Raw genomic sequence first — 18,095 nt, forward strand, 5'->3', positions numbered from 1 at the left:
CATGCACGCCCTTCCTAAAGTTCTTGCACCGGCTGCCGATATACGGGTCAGCCCCTGAGGAATCACCTTGAAAATCGATCCCACCGCCCCTTCGGCCACGCCCCTGCACCGCACGCCCGCACCGGGTGCGCCGGCTCCGTCGACGCCCGCCGAGGCCGTGCAGCGCCCGAAGGAAGCGGCGCCCGTTTCCGCGCTCGTCCATGCGATGCCCGCCGCCGTGGGCGGCAGCGATTTCGACGCGGCCCGCGTGGCCGCGATCCGCGAGGACATCCGCGCCGGCCGCTACGAGATCCGCCCCGAACGCATCGCCGACGGCCTGCTGGCCAGCGTGCGCGAGCTGCTCGCACCGAAGGGCGAGGCATGACGACCTTGCTGACACAGCTGCGTGCAGAAGCGGGCTGCATCGGGGAGTTCCTTGTCGCGTTGGACCAGGAGGCGCAGGCCATGTCCGCCAGCGACTTCGACGCGCTGAACGCCATCGCCGGCCACAAGACCGCGCTGCTGGACCGCATGGCAGAGCTCGACCAACAGCGCGAATCGCTGCAGGCGGCGCTGGGCTTCGCGCCCGGCCGCGCGGGTGCGGACGCCGCCGCGGCAGCGGGCGGTGCGCCGACGCGCCAGGCCTGGAACGAACTGCTCGCGCTCGCCGAAGACGCGCGCAACCGCAACCTGCACAACGGCACGCTGGTGTACGCGCACCTGGACTTCACGCAGCAGGCGCTGCACTTCCTGCAGGCCCGCGCCCAACCTTTCTACGGCCCCGACGGCGTGCGCAAGACGCAGGCCGGCGCGGGCACCCGGCTGGCCGCCGGCTGAACAGCAGCCGTGAACGCGTTCGCACGCTTCGCCCCCCGACGCACCGCGATCCTGCGGGTGCTGATGCTGTGGCTCGCGTGCGCCGGCGCCCATGCCTTCGAACTGGCGCCTGCCGTGCGCTCGGACGACGCCATCAACCTGGGCCAGCTGCACCCGGTGCGCGCGGCCGTCGGCGAGACGGCGCGCATCGCCTACTCGGGCGCGGCCATGGCCATCGCGATGTCGGCCGCCTACGTGCCGACGTACCGGCCGGGCGAACAGTCGATCGGCCTGGCCTTCGGCAGCTACCGGGGCTATTCGGCCGCGGCGCTGGGCTTCAAGCGCAGCTCGGGCGACGGCGACATGGCCTGGGGCATGGGCGTGTCCAGCACGGGCCGGGACTGGGGCTTCAACGCGGGCATCGGCTGGAAGCTGCCGCGCAGCACGGCCGCCGCCCGCCCCTGAGCCCACGCCATCGCCCCGGGACGCCCTTCACCACCTTCGCATGGATGCCACCGACATGAAGACCTCTCCTGCCACGCCAACGCCCCGCCACGAGAAGGTCGCACGCCGGGGAGCCCGCGCGTGATGGCCGCGCAGCAGGGCGCGCGCCGCATCGCGATGGTGGGCTGCGACGAGGCGCAGCAGGCCGGCTGGGGCAACCGCCTGCGCCTGATGGGCTGCGATCCCGTGTGCTTCGACGACAGCACGGACTTCCTGCTGGCGATCACCCAGGGCCTGCAGTTCGGCCTGCTGCTGGTGGTGCTGAAGGACGAAGGCGCCTGGCCGATCCTCACGGCGATGTGCCGCGCGCTGCGCATTCCCATCTTCCTGGTGGCGCGCGCCTCGCAGCGCGACCTGCTGGTCGACGTGCTGTCGGCCGCGGGCGGCGAGACGCAGGGCGCCAGCATCGACTTCGCGGTGCTGCCCGTCGACGAGTTCGAGGTGGAGCTGCGCGTGCGCGAATCGCTGCGGCGCAACCGCACGCTGCTGCATCCGCACGCCACGGCCGCGTGCTTCGGCGACTACCAGTTCCTGGGCGAGCGCCGCGTGGTGGTGTGCCACGGCACCGAGGTGCGCCTGAAGCCGCGCGAGTTCGAACTGGCGCTGCTGCTGTTTCGCAACGCCGGCCGGCTGCTGGAGCGCAACTGGCTGCTGGCCTCGCTGTGGGTGGATGCGCGCATCGAACGCACGAGCCGCACGCTGGACTGCTGTGTGGCCAGCATCCGCCGCAAGCTCTCGCTGCACAAGGGCGGCGAGTTCGTGCTGGTCTCGGTGTATGGGCGGGGCTACGAGCTGCGGCACATGCCGGCCGCGCGGTGCGCGTCGGACGTCGACGAGGCGCCGCTGATCGACACCGCGGACTTCCCGGACACCTCGAACGAGCCGGTGTGGCTCGGCGAAAGCGCGCGGGCCTGAGCATGCGCCCGCGCGACGAAAAAACCGTGACGACCTCCGGCCTCGAGGAACCACCCCGTAGGGCGGGTGCCGAAGCGTCCTCTACCAACGCCAGAAGACCGTCGCCGCCAGTATCCGCGCCTTACCTGAAGACAGGCTGAAGCCCCGCACAAAACCCTTCTGCTTCCGCACTCAGCCGCCAGTCAGTGAACGCACGTTCAATGGCGGGCACATCGTGAGGGGGAGATTCATTGCAGGACACCATGAGACTACTCGCAGAGGCATCGCTGATTCTTGCCCTGGCCATTGTCCTCGGCGGGTTGGTGCTCGGGCTGCTGGCGGGCCCGCAGGACTCCGACGACTAGTGGGGTGTCCGGGGTCGTGAAGGGTTAGCAGGTCAGTTCGCCCTGAGATAGATCCGCACGTCCGTGCAGATCGACATGCGCCATGTGTGTCGAGGTACCTCTTCTGCCGCGCGGCGGAAGTGCATGACTGCGGCCGATTGCGTCGTCGCACGCATGCCAAATCGCCTCAAAAAGCGCATCATCGTCACTGACGAACCCATGGTGTGGACTGTTCGCGAGGCAGAGCATGACTTGGTTCAAGAAGCTTGTCTGGATCGGCGCGGGACTCGCCGTGGGAGGCGGGCTTGCCCTGTTCGTGCTGGACGAATTGAAGACGTCCCGGCTGCAATCGGCCCTGTGGCGCGACCTGGCCGAGGGCGCCCGCTTCAGCGTCGAAGACGGTGCCAGCGATGCCATCCACTTTCCCCGGACCGGGCCCTACGACGAGCGGCTGGGCTACCACCAGCTGCCGGGCTACATCGACCGCCTGGCGCCGCAGGGCTATGTCGTCACCCGCCAGGCCCGCATGTCGCCGCGGCTGCTCGAACTGCAGGACTACGGGCTCTTCGCGCCCTACCGCGAGAAAAACCAGGCCGGTCTGACCGTGCGCGACTGCCGGGACACGGCGCTGCTGCACACCCGCGTGCCCCAGCGCGCCTATGAGCGCTTCGAGGAGGTGCCGCCGCTGCTGGTGAGCGCCCTGCTGTTCGTCGAGGACCGCCACCTGCTGGACGCACAGCCGCTGCAGCGCAACCCCGCGATCGATCCGGAACGCTTCGCCAAGGCGACGCTCGAGCAGGCGCTGCGCGCGGTCGGCCTGGGCCAGTCGGCAACGGGCGGCAGCACGCTGGCCACCCAGATCGAGAAGTACCGCCATTCGCCGCAGGGCCGCACCGGGTCGGTCGGCGACAAGCTGCGCCAGATGGCGTCAGCCTCGCTGCGTGCCTACCAGGACGGCGACGACACGCAGGCGCGGCGCCGCCAGATCGTCGTCGACTACCTCGACACCGTGCCGCTGGCCGCGCGCCCGGGCATGGGCGAGGTGCACGGCCTGGGCGACGGCCTGTGGGCCTGGTACGGGCGCGACTTCGGCGAGGTCAACCGCCTGCTGGCCGACCAGGCGGAAGAGGCGGCAGCGCCCACGGACGAGGCGCTGCGGCAGCAGGCGGAAGCCTTCAAGCAGGCGCTGTCGCTGATGATCGCGCAGCGCCGTCCGTCGCAGCACCTGCTCGGCGACGGCGCCAGCCTGGCGCGCCTGACCGACAGCTACCTGCGGCTGATGGCCGAGGCCGGCCTGATCTCGCCCACGCTGCGCGACGCGGCGCTGCCGCTGTCCTTGCACCTGCAGCCACCTTTGCCGCCGACGCCCCGGCCCGACTTCGTGCAGCGCAAGGCCGCGACCGCGCTGCGCACCCACATCGGCACGCTGCTCGACGTGCCACGGGCTTACGACCTGGAGCGCCTCGACCTCGAGGCCGAGACCAGCCTAGACGGTGAAGCACAGGCGCTCGTGGCGCGCGTGCTGGCCGGCCTGCGCACGCCCGCCGCGACGAAGGCGGCGGGGCTGGTGGGCTCCCACATGCTCGACCCGGGCGCCGACCCCAGCCCGCTGATCTACAGCTTCACGCTGTTCGAGCGCAGCGCCGGGACCAACCTGCTGCGCATCCAGGCCGACAACATCGACCAGCCGTTCGACGTGAACCAGGGCGCGCGGCTGGACCTGGGCTCGACCGCCAAGCTGCGCACCCTGGTGAGCTACCTGGAGCTCGTGGCCGAGCTGCACGCGGGCTGGGTCGACCTGAGCCCGGCCCAGCTGTCGGCGCTGGCGCCGAACCCGCGCGACCCGCTGGGCATGTGGGCACGGCAGTACCTCCTGCGCGCCAAGGATCGCCGTCTTGCGCCGATGCTCGAGGCGGCGATGGAGCGCAAGTACTCGGCGAACCCGGGCGAGGCCTTCTTCACCGGCGGCGGCCTGCACCAGTTCGAGAACTTCGAGCGCTCGCGCAACAGCAGTTCGATGACCGTGCGCGAAGGCTTCAAGCATTCGGTCAACCTGGTGTTCATCCGCCTGATGCGCGACCTGGTGCGCCACCGCATGCTCGGCGGTGCGTCGGGCGCCGAGCGCCTGCTGAAGGACCCCGCCGACCCGGGCCGGCGCGAGCTGCTCGCGCGCTTTGCCGACCGCGAAGGCTCGGCCTTCCTCACCCGCTTCCATCGCAAGTACCAGCACCTGCCGGCCGCGGACGCCGAAGCGCTGCTGCTGCGCGGCCTGAGGCCATCGGCACCGCGCCTGGCGAGCGTGCTGTTCACCATCGAGCCCGAGGCCGACGACACACGGCTCGACGCGCTCCTGGTGCAGCGGCTGGGCCGCGGCGCCGGCTCGCCGCGCGCATTGGGGGCGCTGCGCCGCACCTACGCCGGCCTGTCGCTGGCCGATCGCGGGTATGTCGCGCGCGTGCATCCGCTGGAGCTCTGGCTGGTCGGCTACCTGCGGCGCCACCCCGGCGCCTCGCTGACCGAGGTGCTGGACGCCAGCGTGCGTGAACGCCAGGAGGTCTACGCCTGGCTCTTCAAGACGCGCCACAAGAGCGCGCAGGACAGGCGCCTGCGCGAGCTGATCGAACTCGACGCCTTTGCGCAGATCCATCGCTCATGGCAGCGCGTGGGTTACCCCTTCGCATCGCTGACGCCGTCTTACGCGAGCGCGATCGGCGCGTCGGGCGACCGGCCGGCCGCCCTGGCGGAGCTGATGGGCATCCTCGCGAATGACGGCGTGCGGCTGCCCACGCAACGGGTCGGCGCCCTGCACTTCGCGCGCGACACGCCCTACGAGACACGGCTGGAGCCGCGCCATGCGAGCGCACAGCAGGTGCTACCCGCCGAGGTGGCCGCCACGGTGCGCCGTGCCTTGGTCGAGGTGGTGAACGACGGCACCGCGCGGCGGCTGAAGGGCGCGCTGGTGGACGAGAGCGGCCGCGCCCTCGAGATCGGCGGCAAGACCGGCACCGGCGACCATCGCTACGGACACACCGGCCGCGGCGGACGGATGCTCTCGGAGCGCAAGATCAGCCGCTCGGCCACCTTCGTGTTCATGATCGGCGACCGCTACTTCGGCACCATCCTGGCGTATGTGCGCGAACCCCATGCCGCTCGCTATCGGTTCACGAGCGCGCTGCCGACCCAGCTGCTGAAGTCGCTGGGGCCGCAGTTGCTGCCGGTGCTGCAGCGCAGGGGGTGTGGGGAGCCGCAGCGGGCGCCATGAGACAGCAAGGGCTTGAGTCTGGAGGCCTTCAGGGGGCCTTCTTCGTCGTCGCCTTCAGCAGTTGCAGCGCCGCATCCGAGAGGATCTGGTGCCCGCGCGGTGTCGGATGGAACGCGTCGGACCACAGCCAGGTCTGCGCCGCATCCGGTGCCGCAAGGGTGGCCGCCGTGCAGAAGGCGGCGCTGTTGTTGGGCGCGGTGTTCGTACAGGCTGGCGCGGTGGTGTTGAGCAGCCCGTACTTCGCCGGGTGGGCCACGGCATCCGCGAAATCGGGGCCGGCGTCCATGTAAACCACGTTCGGCATGCCTGCGATGCCGCTCTGGAGGATCTGGTTGAACTGGATCGTCCACGCGCTCACTTGGGACGCCGGCACCTTGGTGTAGCACCCGGCGCTCAGGTAGGCGTCGCTCAGGTAGTACTGGCCGAAGGGATTGCCGCTCCAGTCGAGCGCGGCCGCAACCAACACCACCGGCGCGCCGTTGTCGTGGATGCGCTTGATGTTGGCGACCTGCGCGTACGCGGCCGACGCGACCTGCGCGGTGGCGCCCGCGAGGGTGGCGGTGCCGCCGCCCGTGCCCGGGCCGTTGTCGTCGGTGCCCCAGCACACCGAGCTGAACTGCGCATAGGTGTCGTTGCCGCCGCCATCGATCACGACCAGTTCGCTGGCCGGGAACCGCGCATGGCTGGCGAGATAGCGCGTGATCTGCTGCGTCACCGGCGCCACGAGCTGGTTGTTGCCGACGCTGCTCTGGCTCGGGAAGGCATCGACGCGTGCGCCCCCTTCCGCATACCCGTTGCCGCCCAGGACGGTGGCGGTTCCCACGCCAGCCGTGGCGACGCCGCTGGCGTTCTTGTCGAGCGTGAGCGAGCGGTTCGGGCTCAGGGCGAAACCGTAGAAATCCGCGATGCCCTCGACCCAGACCTTGCCGGGGTTGACCGTGAACTTGCCGGGATTGGCCGCGTCGCCCGTCGCGACCTTGTAGGTGCCGACATCGCTCAGGCTGTCACCGAAGACGGTGACCGACTGGATGGGTACGCGCGTGTCGGGTGCTGGTGCTGGTGCTGGCGCCGGTGCGGGCGCCGGCGCAGGCGCGGGTGCCGGGGCGGGGTCGAGTGTGATGCCAGGTGCGATGAATCCGTTGCTGCCACCTCCGCCTCCACCGCCGCAGGCCGAGAGGCCGCTGCTCATGGCAACGCAGATCGCAGTGAAGGCCAGGGCCTTGGTGCCGTTCATGTTCATTTGTCCGTCTCCCTCTTGTCTTGTTTGTCTTGTCGATCGATGCGGAATCGGCGTCCCGCATGCGGATTTTTCGTGCCTCGCCGAACCGCTCGGGGTCGCCCGCGCGACACGGATCAAGGCTCAAGGGAAAACACCGAGACACGCTCCGCAGCCGACGCGCGCGGTGGCGGAACGAGGACGCTGGCGCATGTGAATGGCCACTCGCCCGGGAGGACCGGACTCGCGCGGATCGATGCGGGAATCGAAACGGCGATGTGCACGAGGGTATCGAGACATGCCTTCGATCGCACGACGGGATGCATGGTGCGTGGTGCACGCGTGGACCCGGATCGGGGGGACGGCCCAAAGAAAAAACCCCTGTAGCAGGGCTGCTACAGGGGCTTGAATCTGGAGGAGAGGGAGGGATTCGAACCCTCGGTACTATCGCTAGTACGCCTGATTTCGAGTCAGGTACATTCGACCACTCTGCCACCTCTCCGGTGCTGTCGAGCCTCAGATTATAGCCAGAAAAATCTGACTTTTGACGCCCCGCGCTTCAACCGCGCAAAACTTCGAGACCGCCGAGGTACGGACGCAACGCCGCCGGCACGTGGATCGAGCCGTCTTCGTTCTGGTGGTTTTCCAGCACGGCAACCAGCGCGCGGCCCACGGCCAGGCCGGAGCCGTTGAGGGTGTGCACCAGCTCGTTCTTGCCCTGCGCGTTCTTGAAACGGGCCTGCAGGCGGCGCGCCTGGAAGGCTTCGCAGTTCGACACCGAGCTGATCTCGCGATAAGTGTTCTGCGCGGGCAGCCACACCTCGAGGTCGTAGGTCTTGGTGGAACCGAAACCCATGTCGCCGGTGCACAGCAGCACCACGCGGTACGGCAGCTCCAGCGCCTGCAGCACGGCTTCGGCGTGACCGGTCATCTGCTCGAGCGCGTCGTAGCTCTTCTCGGGGTGCACGATCTGCACCATCTCGACCTTGTCGAACTGGTGCTGGCGGATCATGCCGCGCGTGTCGCGCCCGGCGCTGCCGGCCTCGGAACGGAAGCACGGCGTGTGGGCCGTGAGCTTGATGGGCAGTTGCGCCTCGGGCACGACCTCGTCGCGCACGAAGTTGGTCAGCGGCACTTCGCTGGTCGGGATGAGGTACAGCGCCGAGTGGTCAGGCGCGGGCTCGCCGTCCTGGCCGCCCTTCTTCGCGGCGAACAGGTCGCCTTCGAACTTGGGCAGCTGGCCGGTGCCGCTGAGCGTGGCGGCATTGACCACGTAGGGCACGTAGCACTCGGTGTAGCCGTGCTGTTCGGTCTGCAGGTCGACCATGAACTGCGCCAGCGCGCGGTGCAGGCGGGCGATCGGGCCCTTCATGACGGTGAAGCGCGAGCCCGAGAGCTTGGCGCCCATCTCGAAATCGAGCCCCAGCGGGGCGCCGAGGTCGACGTGGTCCTTGGGCGCGAAGGCCAGCGGCGTGGCGTTGGCGCCGGCGCCGCCCTGGGGCGCCCAGCGGCGCATCTCGACGTTGCCGGCCTCGTCCTCGCCCAGCGGCACGCTGGCGTGCGGCAGGTTGGGCACGGCCAGCAGCAGCGCGTGCAGTTCGGGCTGGATTTCCTCGAGGCGCTTGGACTGCGATTCCTGCTCGGCCTTGAGCGCGTTGACCTCGGCCATGAGCGCGTCGACCGACTCGCCCTTGGCCTTCAGCGGTCCGATCTGCTTGTTCAGCGTGTTGCGGCGCGCCTGGATTTCCTCGGTGCGGGTCTGCAGCGTCTTGCGCTCGGCCTCGAGCGCGGTGAACGCCGAGACGTCGAGGTAGGGCTGGTTCTTCTTGCGTTTTTCGAGGCCGGCCACAGCGGAGGCCAGGTCTTTGCGGAGCAGGGTGATGTCGAGCATGGGGAGATTTTAGGTGGGCGCCCGGCCCGCGCCCGCCCTCCCCGCTCGCACGCCTGCGACGACTCAGGCGACCGTGGCCGGATCGACGTTCGCCCCGCAGATGATCAGGCACACCTTCTCGCCCTCGCGTGGCACGTAGGCGCCGGTCTGCAGCGCCGCCAGCGGCAGCGCGGCGGCCGGTTCCACGGCGAGCTTCAGCTCCTTCCACAACCACTGCTGGGCGGCGCGGATGGCGTCGTCGGACAGCAGCAGCGCGTCGCGCACCTGCTGCTGCGTGATCTCCCAGGCGATGGCGCCGATGCGGCGCGCGCCGAGCGAATCGGCCGCGATGCCGCCGACGTCCACGTCGACCGGCTCGCCGGCCTCGCGGGCGCGGAACAGCGTCGGGGCCTTTTCGGGCTCGAGCGCCACCACGCGGGCGCGTTGCTCGAACCAGCAGGCCAGGCCGCCGATCAGGCCGCCGCCGCCCACGCTCACCAGCACGGCGTCGGGCAGGCCGCCCTGCGCCTCGATCTCGCGGCCGAGCGTGCCGGCGCCGGCCACCACTTCGGGCTGGTCGTAGGCGTGGGTGAGCAAGGCACCCGTTTCCTTCTGGCGCGCCAGGCAGGCGGCCAGCGCGTCGGGGTACAGCTCGCCGACCACGACCACTTCGGCGCCCAGCGCCCGCAGGCGCGCGCGCTTGGCTTCGGGCGACACGCCCGGCAGGAACACCTGGCAGGGCACGCCCAGCGCCTTGGCGGCGGCCGCCGTGGCAATGCCGGCGTTGCCGCCCGAGGCGACGATCACGCCCGCGGCGGGGATGTCGTTGGCCAGCAGGCGGTTCATCATGCCGCGGGCCTTGAAGCTGCCGCTGACCTGCATGTGCTCCAGCTTGAGCCAGACTTCGGCACCCGGCGCGGCCACGCCCAGGGCGGCGGCCGGCAGCTTCCACAGCGGCGTTTCACGCAGGAAATGGCCGGCGCGTTCGCCCAGCCTGCGGGAGGCGCTCTCGATGTCGGAGCGCCAATCGGTGTTTGTCATGATGTTCAGGAGATGTGCCCAGGGGGCGGGATGTCGTCGAGCTTGAGGCCCTTGGGAAGCGGGAACTTGATGGTTTCCTCGATGCCGTCCATCTTGCGCACCGACACGGCGCCGAAGGCGCGCACGCGCTCGATCACCTCGTGCACCAGCACCTCGGGCGCCGAGGCGCCGGCGGTGAGGCCGATGCGCGACTTGCCCTCGAACCATTCGGGCTTGAGTTCGTCGGCCGAATCGACCATGTAGCTCTCGGTGCCCAGGCGCTGCGCCAGTTCGCGCAGGCGGTTGCTGTTGGAGCTGGTGGGGCTGCCGACCACGATCACGAGGTCGACCTGAGGGCTCATGATCTTCACCGCGTCCTGGCGGTTCTGGGTGGCGTAGCAGATGTCCTGCTGCTTGGGCTCGCGCACGTTCGGGAAGCGCGCGCGCACGGCGGCGGCGATCTCGGCGGCGTCGTCCACGCTGAGCGTGGTCTGCGTGACCACGGCGAGCTTCTCGGTCTGCTGGGGCGACGCATTGGCCACGTCGGCCACGTCTTCCACGAGGTGGATGCCGCTCGACAGCTGCCCCATCGTGCCTTCGACCTCGGGGTGCCCCTTGTGGCCGATCATGATGAATTCGTAGCCCTCTTTGGCGAGCTTGGCCACCTCGACGTGCACCTTGGTCACGAGCGGGCAGGTGGCGTCGAAGATCGAGAAGCCGCGGTCGCGCGCCTCCTGCTCCACGGCCTTGCTCACGCCGTGCGCGCTGAACACCAGCGTGGAGCCGGGCGGCACGTCGGAGAGCTCCTCGATGAAGATCGCGCCCTTGGCCTTGAGCTCGTTCACCACGTAGGTGTTGTGCACGATCTCGTGGCGCACGTAGATCGGCGCGCCGAACTTGGCGAGGGCGCGCTCGACGATCTCGATGGCGCGGTCCACGCCGGCGCAGAAGCCGCGCGGCTCGGCCAGGAGGACTTCTTCGATGTTCGGGTTCATAGCACGCCGATCAGCTTCACTTCGAAGGTGACCGGTTGCCCCGCGAGCGGGTGGTTGAAGTCGAAGCGCACGCCGGTCTCGTTCGACTCGACGACCGCGCCCGCGTAGCTGCCCGAGCCGTCGGGCGTGGGGAACTGCACCACGTCGCCGACGGCGTACTGCTCGTCGGGGTCGCCCATCTGGGCCAGCAGCTTGCGCGCCACCCATTGCTGCATGTCGGGGTTGCGCTCGCCGAAAGCCTCGCCGGCGGGCAGCTCGAAGGTGGCGTGCGCGCCCTCTTCCATGCCCATCAGGCGCTGCTCCATGGCCGGCGAGAGCTCGCCGGTGCCCAGCGACAGCGTGGCGGGCTTGTCGGCGAAGGTGTTGATGATGTCGCCCGCCGGACCGGCCAGCCGGTAGTGCAGGGTCAGGAAGGAGCCGGAAGTCACAACTTGGGACATGGGTGCAGCGAAGGTGGGCAAAGACGAGGGAGGTGTCCCGATAAACTGGCCCTCATTTTAAGGATCGGGGCAACATCTCGCCCCGGCCCAGGTTTCTGCAGGGTTTCATGGCATTCAAGGATCTCCCTCTCGACGCCCGGCCGCGCGAAAAGCTCATCGCGCGGGGCGCCGCCGCGCTGGCCGACGCCGAGCTGCTGGCGCTGCTGCTGCGCACCGGCGTGGCCGGCAAGAACGTGCTCCAGCTGGCCCAGCAACTGCTCGAACGTTTCGGCGGGCTGTCGGGGCTGCTGCACACCGCGCCCGATGACCTCAAGGCGGTCAAGGGCATGGGCGGCAGCGCCAAGCGCTCCGAACTCACGGCCGTGCTCGAACTGGCGCGCCGCGCCATGGGCGAGCGCCTGAAGGAGCGCACGGTGTTCGACTCGCCCGAGGCGGTCAAGCAGTACCTGCAGATGCACATCGGCTCGCGCCCGCACGAGGTGTTCGCGGTGCTGTTTCTCGACGTGCAGCACCGCCTGCTCACGCTCGAGGAGCTGTTTCGCGGCACGCTCACGCAGACCAGCGTCTACCCGCGCGAGGTCGTCACCCGCGCCCTGCACCACCAGGCTGCGGCCGTGGTGCTGGCCCACAACCACCCCAGCGGCAGCATCGAGCCCTCGCGCGCCGACGAATCGCTCACGCAAACCTTGCGCGCCGCGCTGGCGCTGGTCGACGTGCGCGTGCTCGACCACGTCATCGTGAGCCCGGGCCAGAGCTTCTCGATGGCGGAACGGGGGCTGCTCTGATGGCGTCGTCTTCTTCGCGTCCCCCGGCCCTGAAGAACCTGGCCGACCTCAAGCAGGTGCAGCGCGTGCTCGCCGAAACCCGCGAGCGCGAAGCCGCCGAGGCCGCCGCGCGCGCCGCGGCCGAGCGCAAGCGCGCCGCCGAGAAAGACCTGTTCACGCGCGCCATCGGCGCCACCGAGCCGCTGCGCCGCAAGGCCGCGGTGGCGCTCGCGCCCGAGCCGCCCGCGCCCATTCCGTTTCAGCACCAGCTCGACGAGCAGCGCGTGCTGCGCGAGTCGCTGTCCGACGAGTTCGACGTGACCACGCTGCTCGACGTCGACGACGCCATGAGCTTTCGCCGCCCCGGCATCGGCACCGACATCACGGCGCGGCTGCGCAAGGGCGACTGGGCGATCCAGGGGCAGGTCGACCTGCACGGCCTGCGCAGCGACGAGGCGCGCGAGGCGCTGGGTGGCTTCATCCGCAACGCCCACAAGCAGGGGCTGCGCTGCGTGCGCGTGGTGCACGGCAAGGGCCTGGGCTCGCCCGGCAAGCAGCCGGTGCTCAAGACCAAGACGCAGCGCTGGCTGATCCAGAAGAACGAAGTGATCGCCTTCGTGCAGGCCAAGCCGGCCGAAGGCGGGGCCGGGGCGCTGGTGGTGCTGCTGGCGCCCGTGCGGCGCTGACACAGCGCCGCACGGGCCCTGCCCTTACTTGCTCAGATCGACCTTGTAGACCGAGCGGCCCTTGCCGTTGCCGTCATCCGCGGTCAGCAGCGAGATGTTCGTCAACCCCGCGTCCGTGGCCGCGCTCAATTGCCCCTGGCCCGACGTGATCGTCACGTTGCCCGCGGTCGTCACCTTCGTGAAGCGCCAGCTGCGCGCCGCGCCGTCGGCCGCGCGCGTGATCGTCTTCTTCGCCTTGATGTACGCGATCAGCACGTCGCGGTTCGCATCGGGCGAGGCGTAGATCGTTGCGCGCCCGTCCAGCGCCGGGATGAAGCTCGCACCGCTGGTCGCGCGGTAGTTGTTCGTCGCAATGACGAACTCCTTCGCCGGGTCGATGGGCGCGCCCAGGTACATGAGGTTCTTGATGCGGCTGCCCACGGCCTGCGTCACGTCGATCTCGTACTGCATGTCGGGCGTGGTGAACATGTCGAAGTTGTAGCCCGGGAAGGTGCTGATCAGCGACTGGTCGGTCGTGAGCGCCGGGTCGATCTTGTTGAAGCGCTTGGCCGCGGCCTCGAGCCAGCCCTTGATCTCGGCGCCCGTCACCTTCACCGCGTACACCGTGTTCGGGTACAGATACAGGTCGGCGGCGCTGAAGATCGCGAGGTTGCCCACGGCCACGTCGGTGTAGTCGCGCCCGCCCTCGAAGCCCGACTTGAAAGGTGCGCTCACCGACAGCACCGGCAGGCCCGCGTACTGCGGCAGGCTGGCCTGGATGTATGTCTTCACGTAGTCGGCCTGGGCCTGGTTCACGATCTGGATCGCGCCCGGGTCGCCCACGTCGGCAAAGAAGGTGTTCATGCGGAAGTCGGTGGTGCCGATCGGCGTCTTCACGTAGTCGATCGCGGCCTGGTGCTGGGTGTCGACCAGCGGCGCCACGCTCGGGTCGGCGTCGACGTACACGGCCTTGCCCGCGCCGTCCTTGCCGGTTTGCGTGGAGCGCGCCTCGACCAGCGTCTTGCTCTTGTCCACGCCCCAGGCCTTGCCGTCCCACACGAGCTCGAGCTTCACGAGGCCCAGCGCCTTGCCCCACGAACTGGGCATCACGGCCGGCACGCCGTTGACGGTGCCGGCGGCGTTGTCGACACCCGCCTGCGTGTAGCCCGGCTTGGCGCCACGGTCGGGGAACAGGCCGTGCTGGTGGCCCATCATCAGCACGTCGATGCCGGGCACCTTCGACAGGTACAGGCCCGGGCTTTCCATCGTCGGCGAGTACGGCGAGGCGTCGAGGCCGCCGTGCTGCAGCGCCACGACGATGTCGGCGCCCTTCTCGCGCAGCTCGGGCACATAGCGCTTGGCGGCTTCGACCGCGCCTTCGGTGCGCAGCTTGCCTTCGAGAAAGCGCTTGTCCCAGTTCATGATGCCGGGCGTGGTGAAGCCGATCACGCCGACCTTCACCGGCACCGTCACGCTCTTGCCGTCCGGCGCGGTGGCCGTGAACTGCTTCGTGACGATGGTGTAGGGCGCGACGAGCGGCTTGCCGCTCTTGAGGCTGTGCACGTTGGCCACCACCATCGGGAAGCTCGGGCCCGCGCACTTCTTGCTGCCGTCCACGCCCTCGACATCGAGGCCGCCGCCGAGCACCTGGTTGAGGAAGTCCAGGCCGTAGTTGAACTCGTGGTTGCCCAGCGTGCCGGCGTCGTAGCCGGTGGCGTTCATCACCTTGTACATCGACAGCGGCTGCGTGCACGGGATACGGCTGACCAGCGCTTCGTAGTCGGCCAGCGCCGTGCCCTGGATGGTGTCGCCGTTGTCGAACAGCATCGTGTTCGCGAACTCCTTGCGCGCGGCGTTGATGAGCGTCGCGGTGCGCTCGTAGCCGTACGACTTGTCTTCGGCGAGCTTGAAGTAGTCGTAGCTGCGCACGTTGAAGTGCAGGTCGGTCGTTTCGAGCAGCGCGACCGTGGTGCGCGTGCCGGCGGCCACGGGCGCCGGGGCCGGCGCGGGCGCAGGAGGCGGAACGATCGGGGGAAACGTGGTGCCGCCTCCGTTGCCACCGCCACAGGCGGTGAGCACGGCGGCCAGGACGGCGGCACAGGTGGACATGGGGGCGAGGCGCGCCAGCGACGCGGCCACTGCGTTGTTCATCGAAAGGTCTCCCTGCGGATATGAGGAAGGCCAGTCTCCGAAAGCCGGGTGACAGACCGGTGAATCCGGGCCTGTCGTGCAGCGCCGTTGCGACAGCGGTTACGTCAGGTGATTCTTTAGTGGTACCGCCGCGTCCGCCACCGCCTCGGGCGCGGGGCTGCGGCCCGCTTCGAGCAGCTTGCGGCTCATCATGTGATCGACCGGCGCGTTCACCGATTCGACGCACACGAGCTGGCCGTCGACGTAGTGGAACAGCGAGAACGCCTCGGGCTTCGGCCCCGCGCGGCGCACGCTCACCAGGCCCGGCGTGCCTTCGGCCGGCATCAGGCCCGCCATCTGCAACCGCAGGCCGCCCTGGTCGGACCAGAACCACGCGACCGCGTCGTGATCGCGCGCGGCGCCGGTCAGCGTGGCCACGGCGGTGCGCGCCTGGTCGTTCGCGTTCTGCACCGATTCGAGCCGCAGCGCGCGGCCCGCGCGGCGGTCGGGGAAGCGCGTGCAGTCGCCCACCGCGAGCACGTCGGCCGCGCTGGTCTGCATGTGGCCGTCGACCACGATGCCGTCGGCGCACTCGAGGCCCGCGGCCTGCGCGAGCGCGGTCTCGGGCACCGCGCCGATGCCCAGCAGCAGCAGGTCGATCGGCTGCTTCACGCCGTTGACCTCGACCGACACGAGCCGGTCGCCCACGACTTCGAAGGCGCCGGTCTGCGCGCCCAGCACGATGTCGATGCCGGCCGCGCGGTGCGTGGCCAGCACGTGTGCCGACAGCTCGGGAGACACGGCGCGGCCCAGCAGGCGCGGCGCGCACTCGATCACCTGCACGCGCTTGCCCAACGCCTGCGCGGTGGCCGCCACTTCGAGGCCGATGAAGCCGCCGCCCAGCACCGTGACCTGCTGTGCATCCGCCAGCCGCGTGCGCAGGCGATGTGCTTCGTCGGCGGCGCGCAGGCTCGCCACGTTTTCCAGGCCTTGCGGCAGGCCGGGCATCTGGCGCGCGCGCGTGCCGGTGGCCAGCACCAGGCGCTCCCATGGCAGCACCGCGCCCGAGCGCAGCGTGACGGTGTGCGCCTCGCGGTCGATGGCCACGGCCGCGTCGCCCAGGTGCAGCGTGATGCCCGCTTCGCGGTACCAGTCGGCGGCCTTGTGCGGCTGCGTGGTTTCTTCGGCGCTCTTGAGGAAGGCCTTCGACAGCGGCGGGCGGTGGTACGGCTCGCAGGCCTCTTCGCAGACCAGGTGCACGCGCGCGCCCTGCCCGGCTTCCGCCAGGCCCGCGCAGAGCTGGGCCGCGGCGTGGCCGCCGCCGATGATGACGATGGAATTCATGGAGAACAGTCTTTCGGGAATCGTTGTCGGGTCACTCGCCGCGGTTGCGCATCCAGTCGGCGGTTTTGAAGAAAGAGTCGCGCAGGCGTGCGCGCAAGTCTTCAGGCACGCCGGTCTCGCCCATCGCCTGGTCCATGCAGGCCAGCCACTGGTCGCGCTCCTTGATGCCGATGGTGTGGCCGCCGATGGCCTGCGGCAGGTGCCGCGCGCGCAGCATGGGGTGGCCGAAGCGGTCGGTGTAGTGGGCGGGCCCGCCGAGCCAGCCGCACAGGAACCAGAAGAGGCGCTGGCGCGCGTTGTCCAGGTCGGTGCCGTGCACGGCGCGCAGTTGCGCGTAGGCCGGCTCGAGGTCCATCAGGTCGTAGAAGCGCTCGACCAGCGCCTCCACCTTCGGCTCGCCGCCGATCCACTCGAAGGGCGTGCCGGCGGGCGGTTTGTCTTGAATCTGCATGAAAGCGAGTATCCCTTCGGGGGCACTCTAGAGTTGGATCAGATCGGGAATGCCCACATCGGTGCTCACGTCGGCCGTGTAGTCCACGCCCTCGACGGCGAAGCCGAACAGGCGCAGGAACTCGGTCTTGTAGCCCGCGAAATCGGTCAGCTCATCGAGGTTGGCGTCGGTGACCTGCGGCCAGAGTTCCTGCACGCGCGCCTGCACCTGCGGCGCCAGTTCCTTGTAGTCGGCGCGCAGGCGGCCTTCGTCGTCCAGGTGCGGCGTGGCGCCGTACAGGCTGTCGGCGTACAGGCCGTGCACCTGCTCGATGCAGCCCTCGTGCGTGCCTTCGGCCTTCATCACCTTGAACAGCAGCGACAGGTACAGCGGCATCATCGGAATGGCCGAGCTGGCCTGCGTGACCACCGCCTTCAGCACCGACACGCGCGCGTCGCCGCCCTTGGCGGCCAGCTGCGCGCGGATGTCCAGCACCTTCTCGTCCAGATCCTTCTTGGCGGCGCCGATGGAGCCGTTCCAGTAGATGTCGTGCGTGATCTGCTCGCCCAGGTAGGTGAAGGCCGTGGTCTTGGCGCCGTCGGCCAGCACGCCGGCCTGCTGCAGCGCGTCGATCCACATCTGCCAGTCTTCGCCGCCCATGACGGCGACGGTGTTGTCGATCTCTTCCTGCGTGGCGGGCTCGAGCACCGATTCCTTCACGGTCCCGCTGTCGGTGTCCAGGCCGCGCAGCGTCACGGCCTTGCCGATGGGCTTGAGCACGGAGTTGAAGACCTGGCCCGTCTTGGGGTGCGTGCGGCGCGGCGCGGCCAGGCTGTAGACCACGAGGTCGACCTGGCCGAGGTCGGCGCGGATGGTCTCGATGGCCTGCTGCTTCACCGCGTCGGAAAAGCCGTCGCCGTTGATCGTCTTGGCGTAGCGCCCCTCGGCCGTGGCGGCGCGGTGGAAGGCGGCGGTGTTGTACCAGCCGGGCGAGCCGGGCTTGGTCGCGCTGCCCGCGCGTTCGAAGCACACGCCCAGCGTGTCGGCGCCGCTGCCGAAGGCCGCGGTGATGCGCGCGGCCAGGCCGTAGCCGGTGGACGCGCCGATCACCAGCACGCGCTTGGCGCCGCCCGCGATGGGGGGTTTGGCTTTGACGTACGCGATCTGTTGCCGGACATTGGCTTCGCAGCCCACGGGGTGGGTGGTGACGCAGATGAAGCCGCGCACGCGGGGTTGGATGATCATGAAAAGCTCGCTCGGTAAGACATTCGGGGGACGGCGGCGGGGCACGTCGCGGCGTCGCGAATTTAACCCAGCCGGCAACAGGCCGATTCATCAGCCCCATATGCATATGTCGATTGACGATTTAATAATCTTGGGTTTTATTGATATGGTTCCGGCCTGAATTTCACTCTGGAGAGA

At 69.5% G+C, this 18,095-nt stretch carries 16 protein-coding genes and 1 tRNA gene; 7 read left to right on the top strand and 10 right to left on the bottom strand.

The annotated features are described in order from the left end of the window. Positions 1 to 67: 67 nt before the first annotated feature. The 5 genes from flgM (at position 68) to FFI97_RS15575 (ending at position 5,799) form a co-directional block, all read left to right on the top strand. A complete protein-coding gene (gene flgM / locus FFI97_RS15555) occupies positions 68 to 364 on the top strand; it encodes a flagellar biosynthesis anti-sigma factor FlgM (RefSeq protein WP_070061524.1) in 297 nt (98 codons plus the stop codon). Next, on the top strand, positions 361 to 816 hold the full coding sequence (locus FFI97_RS15560; RefSeq protein ID WP_260685007.1) for a flagella synthesis protein FlgN: 456 nt from the start codon (positions 361 to 363) through the stop codon (positions 814 to 816). The genes flgM and FFI97_RS15560 overlap by 4 nt, the downstream gene beginning before the upstream one ends. A gap of 9 nt (positions 817 to 825) precedes the next feature. Then, positions 826 to 1,260: a YadA-like family protein gene (locus FFI97_RS15565; protein ID WP_139700295.1), complete on the top strand. Its 435-nt coding sequence runs from the start codon at positions 826 to 828 to the stop codon at positions 1,258 to 1,260. Positions 1,261 to 1,383: 123 nt separating this feature from the next. Then, complete coding sequence (locus FFI97_RS15570; protein ID WP_139700294.1) at positions 1,384 to 2,214, top strand: response regulator transcription factor; 831 nt, start codon at positions 1,384 to 1,386, stop codon at positions 2,212 to 2,214. A 570-nt stretch (positions 2,215 to 2,784) separates the two neighbouring features. Then, positions 2,785 to 5,799 carry a transglycosylase domain-containing protein gene (locus tag FFI97_RS15575; protein ID WP_139700291.1) on the top strand — a complete coding sequence of 1,005 codons (3,015 nt, stop codon included), beginning with the start codon at positions 2,785 to 2,787 and terminating at the stop codon, positions 5,797 to 5,799. A 28-nt stretch (positions 5,800 to 5,827) separates the two neighbouring features. Here FFI97_RS15575 and FFI97_RS15580 read toward each other — a convergent pair whose 3' ends face one another. From FFI97_RS15580 to FFI97_RS15605, 6 genes are all read right to left on the bottom strand, one after another. Then, positions 5,828 to 7,033 carry an SGNH/GDSL hydrolase family protein gene (locus FFI97_RS15580; RefSeq protein ID WP_185993619.1) on the bottom strand — a complete coding sequence of 402 codons (1,206 nt, stop codon included), beginning with the start codon at positions 7,031 to 7,033 and terminating at the stop codon, positions 5,828 to 5,830. Positions 7,034 to 7,427: 394 nt separating this feature from the next. Next, positions 7,428 to 7,517: transfer RNA gene (locus FFI97_RS15585), tRNA-Ser, on the bottom strand. Positions 7,518 to 7,574: 57 nt separating this feature from the next. After that, a complete protein-coding gene (gene serS, locus FFI97_RS15590) occupies positions 7,575 to 8,906 on the bottom strand; it encodes a serine--tRNA ligase (protein ID WP_139700286.1) in 1,332 nt (443 codons plus the stop codon). Between the two features lie 63 nt (positions 8,907 to 8,969). Beyond that, complete coding sequence (locus tag FFI97_RS15595) at positions 8,970 to 9,926, bottom strand: threonine/serine dehydratase (protein ID WP_139700284.1); 957 nt, start codon at positions 9,924 to 9,926, stop codon at positions 8,970 to 8,972. Positions 9,927 to 9,931: 5 nt separating this feature from the next. Then, complete coding sequence (gene ispH, locus FFI97_RS15600; protein ID WP_139700283.1) at positions 9,932 to 10,900, bottom strand: 4-hydroxy-3-methylbut-2-enyl diphosphate reductase; 969 nt, start codon at positions 10,898 to 10,900, stop codon at positions 9,932 to 9,934. Continuing rightward, positions 10,897 to 11,340, bottom strand: coding sequence for a peptidylprolyl isomerase (locus FFI97_RS15605; RefSeq protein ID WP_062469447.1), 444 nt, complete (start codon positions 11,338 to 11,340; stop codon positions 10,897 to 10,899). The genes ispH and FFI97_RS15605 overlap by 4 nt, the downstream gene beginning before the upstream one ends. Before the next feature lie 107 nt (positions 11,341 to 11,447). Between FFI97_RS15605 and radC the strand changes: the two genes are divergently transcribed. Together radC and FFI97_RS15615 are read left to right on the top strand one after the other, a co-directional pair. Continuing rightward, complete coding sequence (gene radC / locus FFI97_RS15610) at positions 11,448 to 12,125, top strand: RadC family protein (RefSeq protein WP_062469128.1); 678 nt, start codon at positions 11,448 to 11,450, stop codon at positions 12,123 to 12,125. Then, positions 12,125 to 12,790, top strand: a complete 666-nt coding sequence (locus FFI97_RS15615; protein WP_070061513.1) for a Smr/MutS family protein — start codon at positions 12,125 to 12,127, stop codon at positions 12,788 to 12,790. The genes radC and FFI97_RS15615 overlap by 1 nt, the downstream gene beginning before the upstream one ends. Positions 12,791 to 12,814: 24 nt before the next feature. Here FFI97_RS15615 and FFI97_RS15620 read toward each other — a convergent pair whose 3' ends face one another. From FFI97_RS15620 to fabV, 4 genes are all read right to left on the bottom strand, one after another. Further along, positions 12,815 to 14,920, bottom strand: a complete 2,106-nt coding sequence (locus tag FFI97_RS15620) for a bifunctional 2',3'-cyclic-nucleotide 2'-phosphodiesterase/3'-nucleotidase (RefSeq protein ID WP_260685008.1) — start codon at positions 14,918 to 14,920, stop codon at positions 12,815 to 12,817. A gap of 99 nt (positions 14,921 to 15,019) precedes the next feature. Then, the gene (locus FFI97_RS15625) at positions 15,020 to 16,243 is read right to left on the bottom strand and encodes an NAD(P)/FAD-dependent oxidoreductase (RefSeq protein ID WP_139700281.1); all 1,224 of its coding nucleotides are present in this window, start codon (positions 16,241 to 16,243) and stop codon (positions 15,020 to 15,022) included. A 31-nt stretch (positions 16,244 to 16,274) separates the two neighbouring features. After that, on the bottom strand, positions 16,275 to 16,694 hold the full coding sequence (locus FFI97_RS15630; protein WP_056578450.1) for a group II truncated hemoglobin: 420 nt from the start codon (positions 16,692 to 16,694) through the stop codon (positions 16,275 to 16,277). Between the two features lie 27 nt (positions 16,695 to 16,721). After that, positions 16,722 to 17,918: an enoyl-ACP reductase FabV gene (gene fabV, locus FFI97_RS15635; RefSeq protein WP_139700279.1), complete on the bottom strand. Its 1,197-nt coding sequence runs from the start codon at positions 17,916 to 17,918 to the stop codon at positions 16,722 to 16,724. Between the last annotated feature and the right edge of the window lie 177 nt (positions 17,919 to 18,095).

The sequence above is a fragment of the Variovorax sp. KBS0712 genome, from assembly GCF_006323185.2.
In the GTDB taxonomy this organism is placed as follows: Bacteria; Pseudomonadota; Gammaproteobacteria; order Burkholderiales; family Burkholderiaceae_C; genus Variovorax; species Variovorax boronicumulans.

Excerpts from the sequence above, each read along its gene's own strand:
- FFI97_RS15595 (WP_139700284.1), bottom strand. The coding sequence starts at position 9,926 with ATGACAAACACCGATTGGCGCTCCGACATCGAGAGCGCCTCCCGCAGG.
- fabV (WP_139700279.1), bottom strand. The coding sequence starts at position 17,918 with ATGATCATCCAACCCCGCGTGCGCGGCTTCATCTGCGTCACCACCCAC.
- FFI97_RS15560 (WP_260685007.1), top strand. The coding sequence starts at position 361 with ATGACGACCTTGCTGACACAGCTGCGTGCAGAAGCGGGCTGCATCGGG.
- ispH (WP_139700283.1), bottom strand. The coding sequence starts at position 10,900 with ATGAACCCGAACATCGAAGAAGTCCTCCTGGCCGAGCCGCGCGGCTTC.
- FFI97_RS15620 (WP_260685008.1), bottom strand. The coding sequence starts at position 14,920 with ATGAACAACGCAGTGGCCGCGTCGCTGGCGCGCCTCGCCCCCATGTCC.
- FFI97_RS15630 (WP_056578450.1), bottom strand. The coding sequence starts at position 16,694 with ATGCAGATTCAAGACAAACCGCCCGCCGGCACGCCCTTCGAGTGGATC.
- FFI97_RS15575 (WP_139700291.1), top strand. The coding sequence starts at position 2,785 with ATGACTTGGTTCAAGAAGCTTGTCTGGATCGGCGCGGGACTCGCCGTG.
- FFI97_RS15625 (WP_139700281.1), bottom strand. The coding sequence starts at position 16,243 with ATGAATTCCATCGTCATCATCGGCGGCGGCCACGCCGCGGCCCAGCTC.
- radC (WP_062469128.1), top strand. The coding sequence starts at position 11,448 with ATGGCATTCAAGGATCTCCCTCTCGACGCCCGGCCGCGCGAAAAGCTC.
- FFI97_RS15580 (WP_185993619.1), bottom strand. The coding sequence starts at position 7,033 with ATGAACGGCACCAAGGCCCTGGCCTTCACTGCGATCTGCGTTGCCATG.
- FFI97_RS15615 (WP_070061513.1), top strand. The coding sequence starts at position 12,125 with ATGGCGTCGTCTTCTTCGCGTCCCCCGGCCCTGAAGAACCTGGCCGAC.
- FFI97_RS15570 (WP_139700294.1), top strand. The coding sequence starts at position 1,384 with ATGGCCGCGCAGCAGGGCGCGCGCCGCATCGCGATGGTGGGCTGCGAC.
- FFI97_RS15605 (WP_062469447.1), bottom strand. The coding sequence starts at position 11,340 with ATGTCCCAAGTTGTGACTTCCGGCTCCTTCCTGACCCTGCACTACCGG.
- serS (WP_139700286.1), bottom strand. The coding sequence starts at position 8,906 with ATGCTCGACATCACCCTGCTCCGCAAAGACCTGGCCTCCGCTGTGGCC.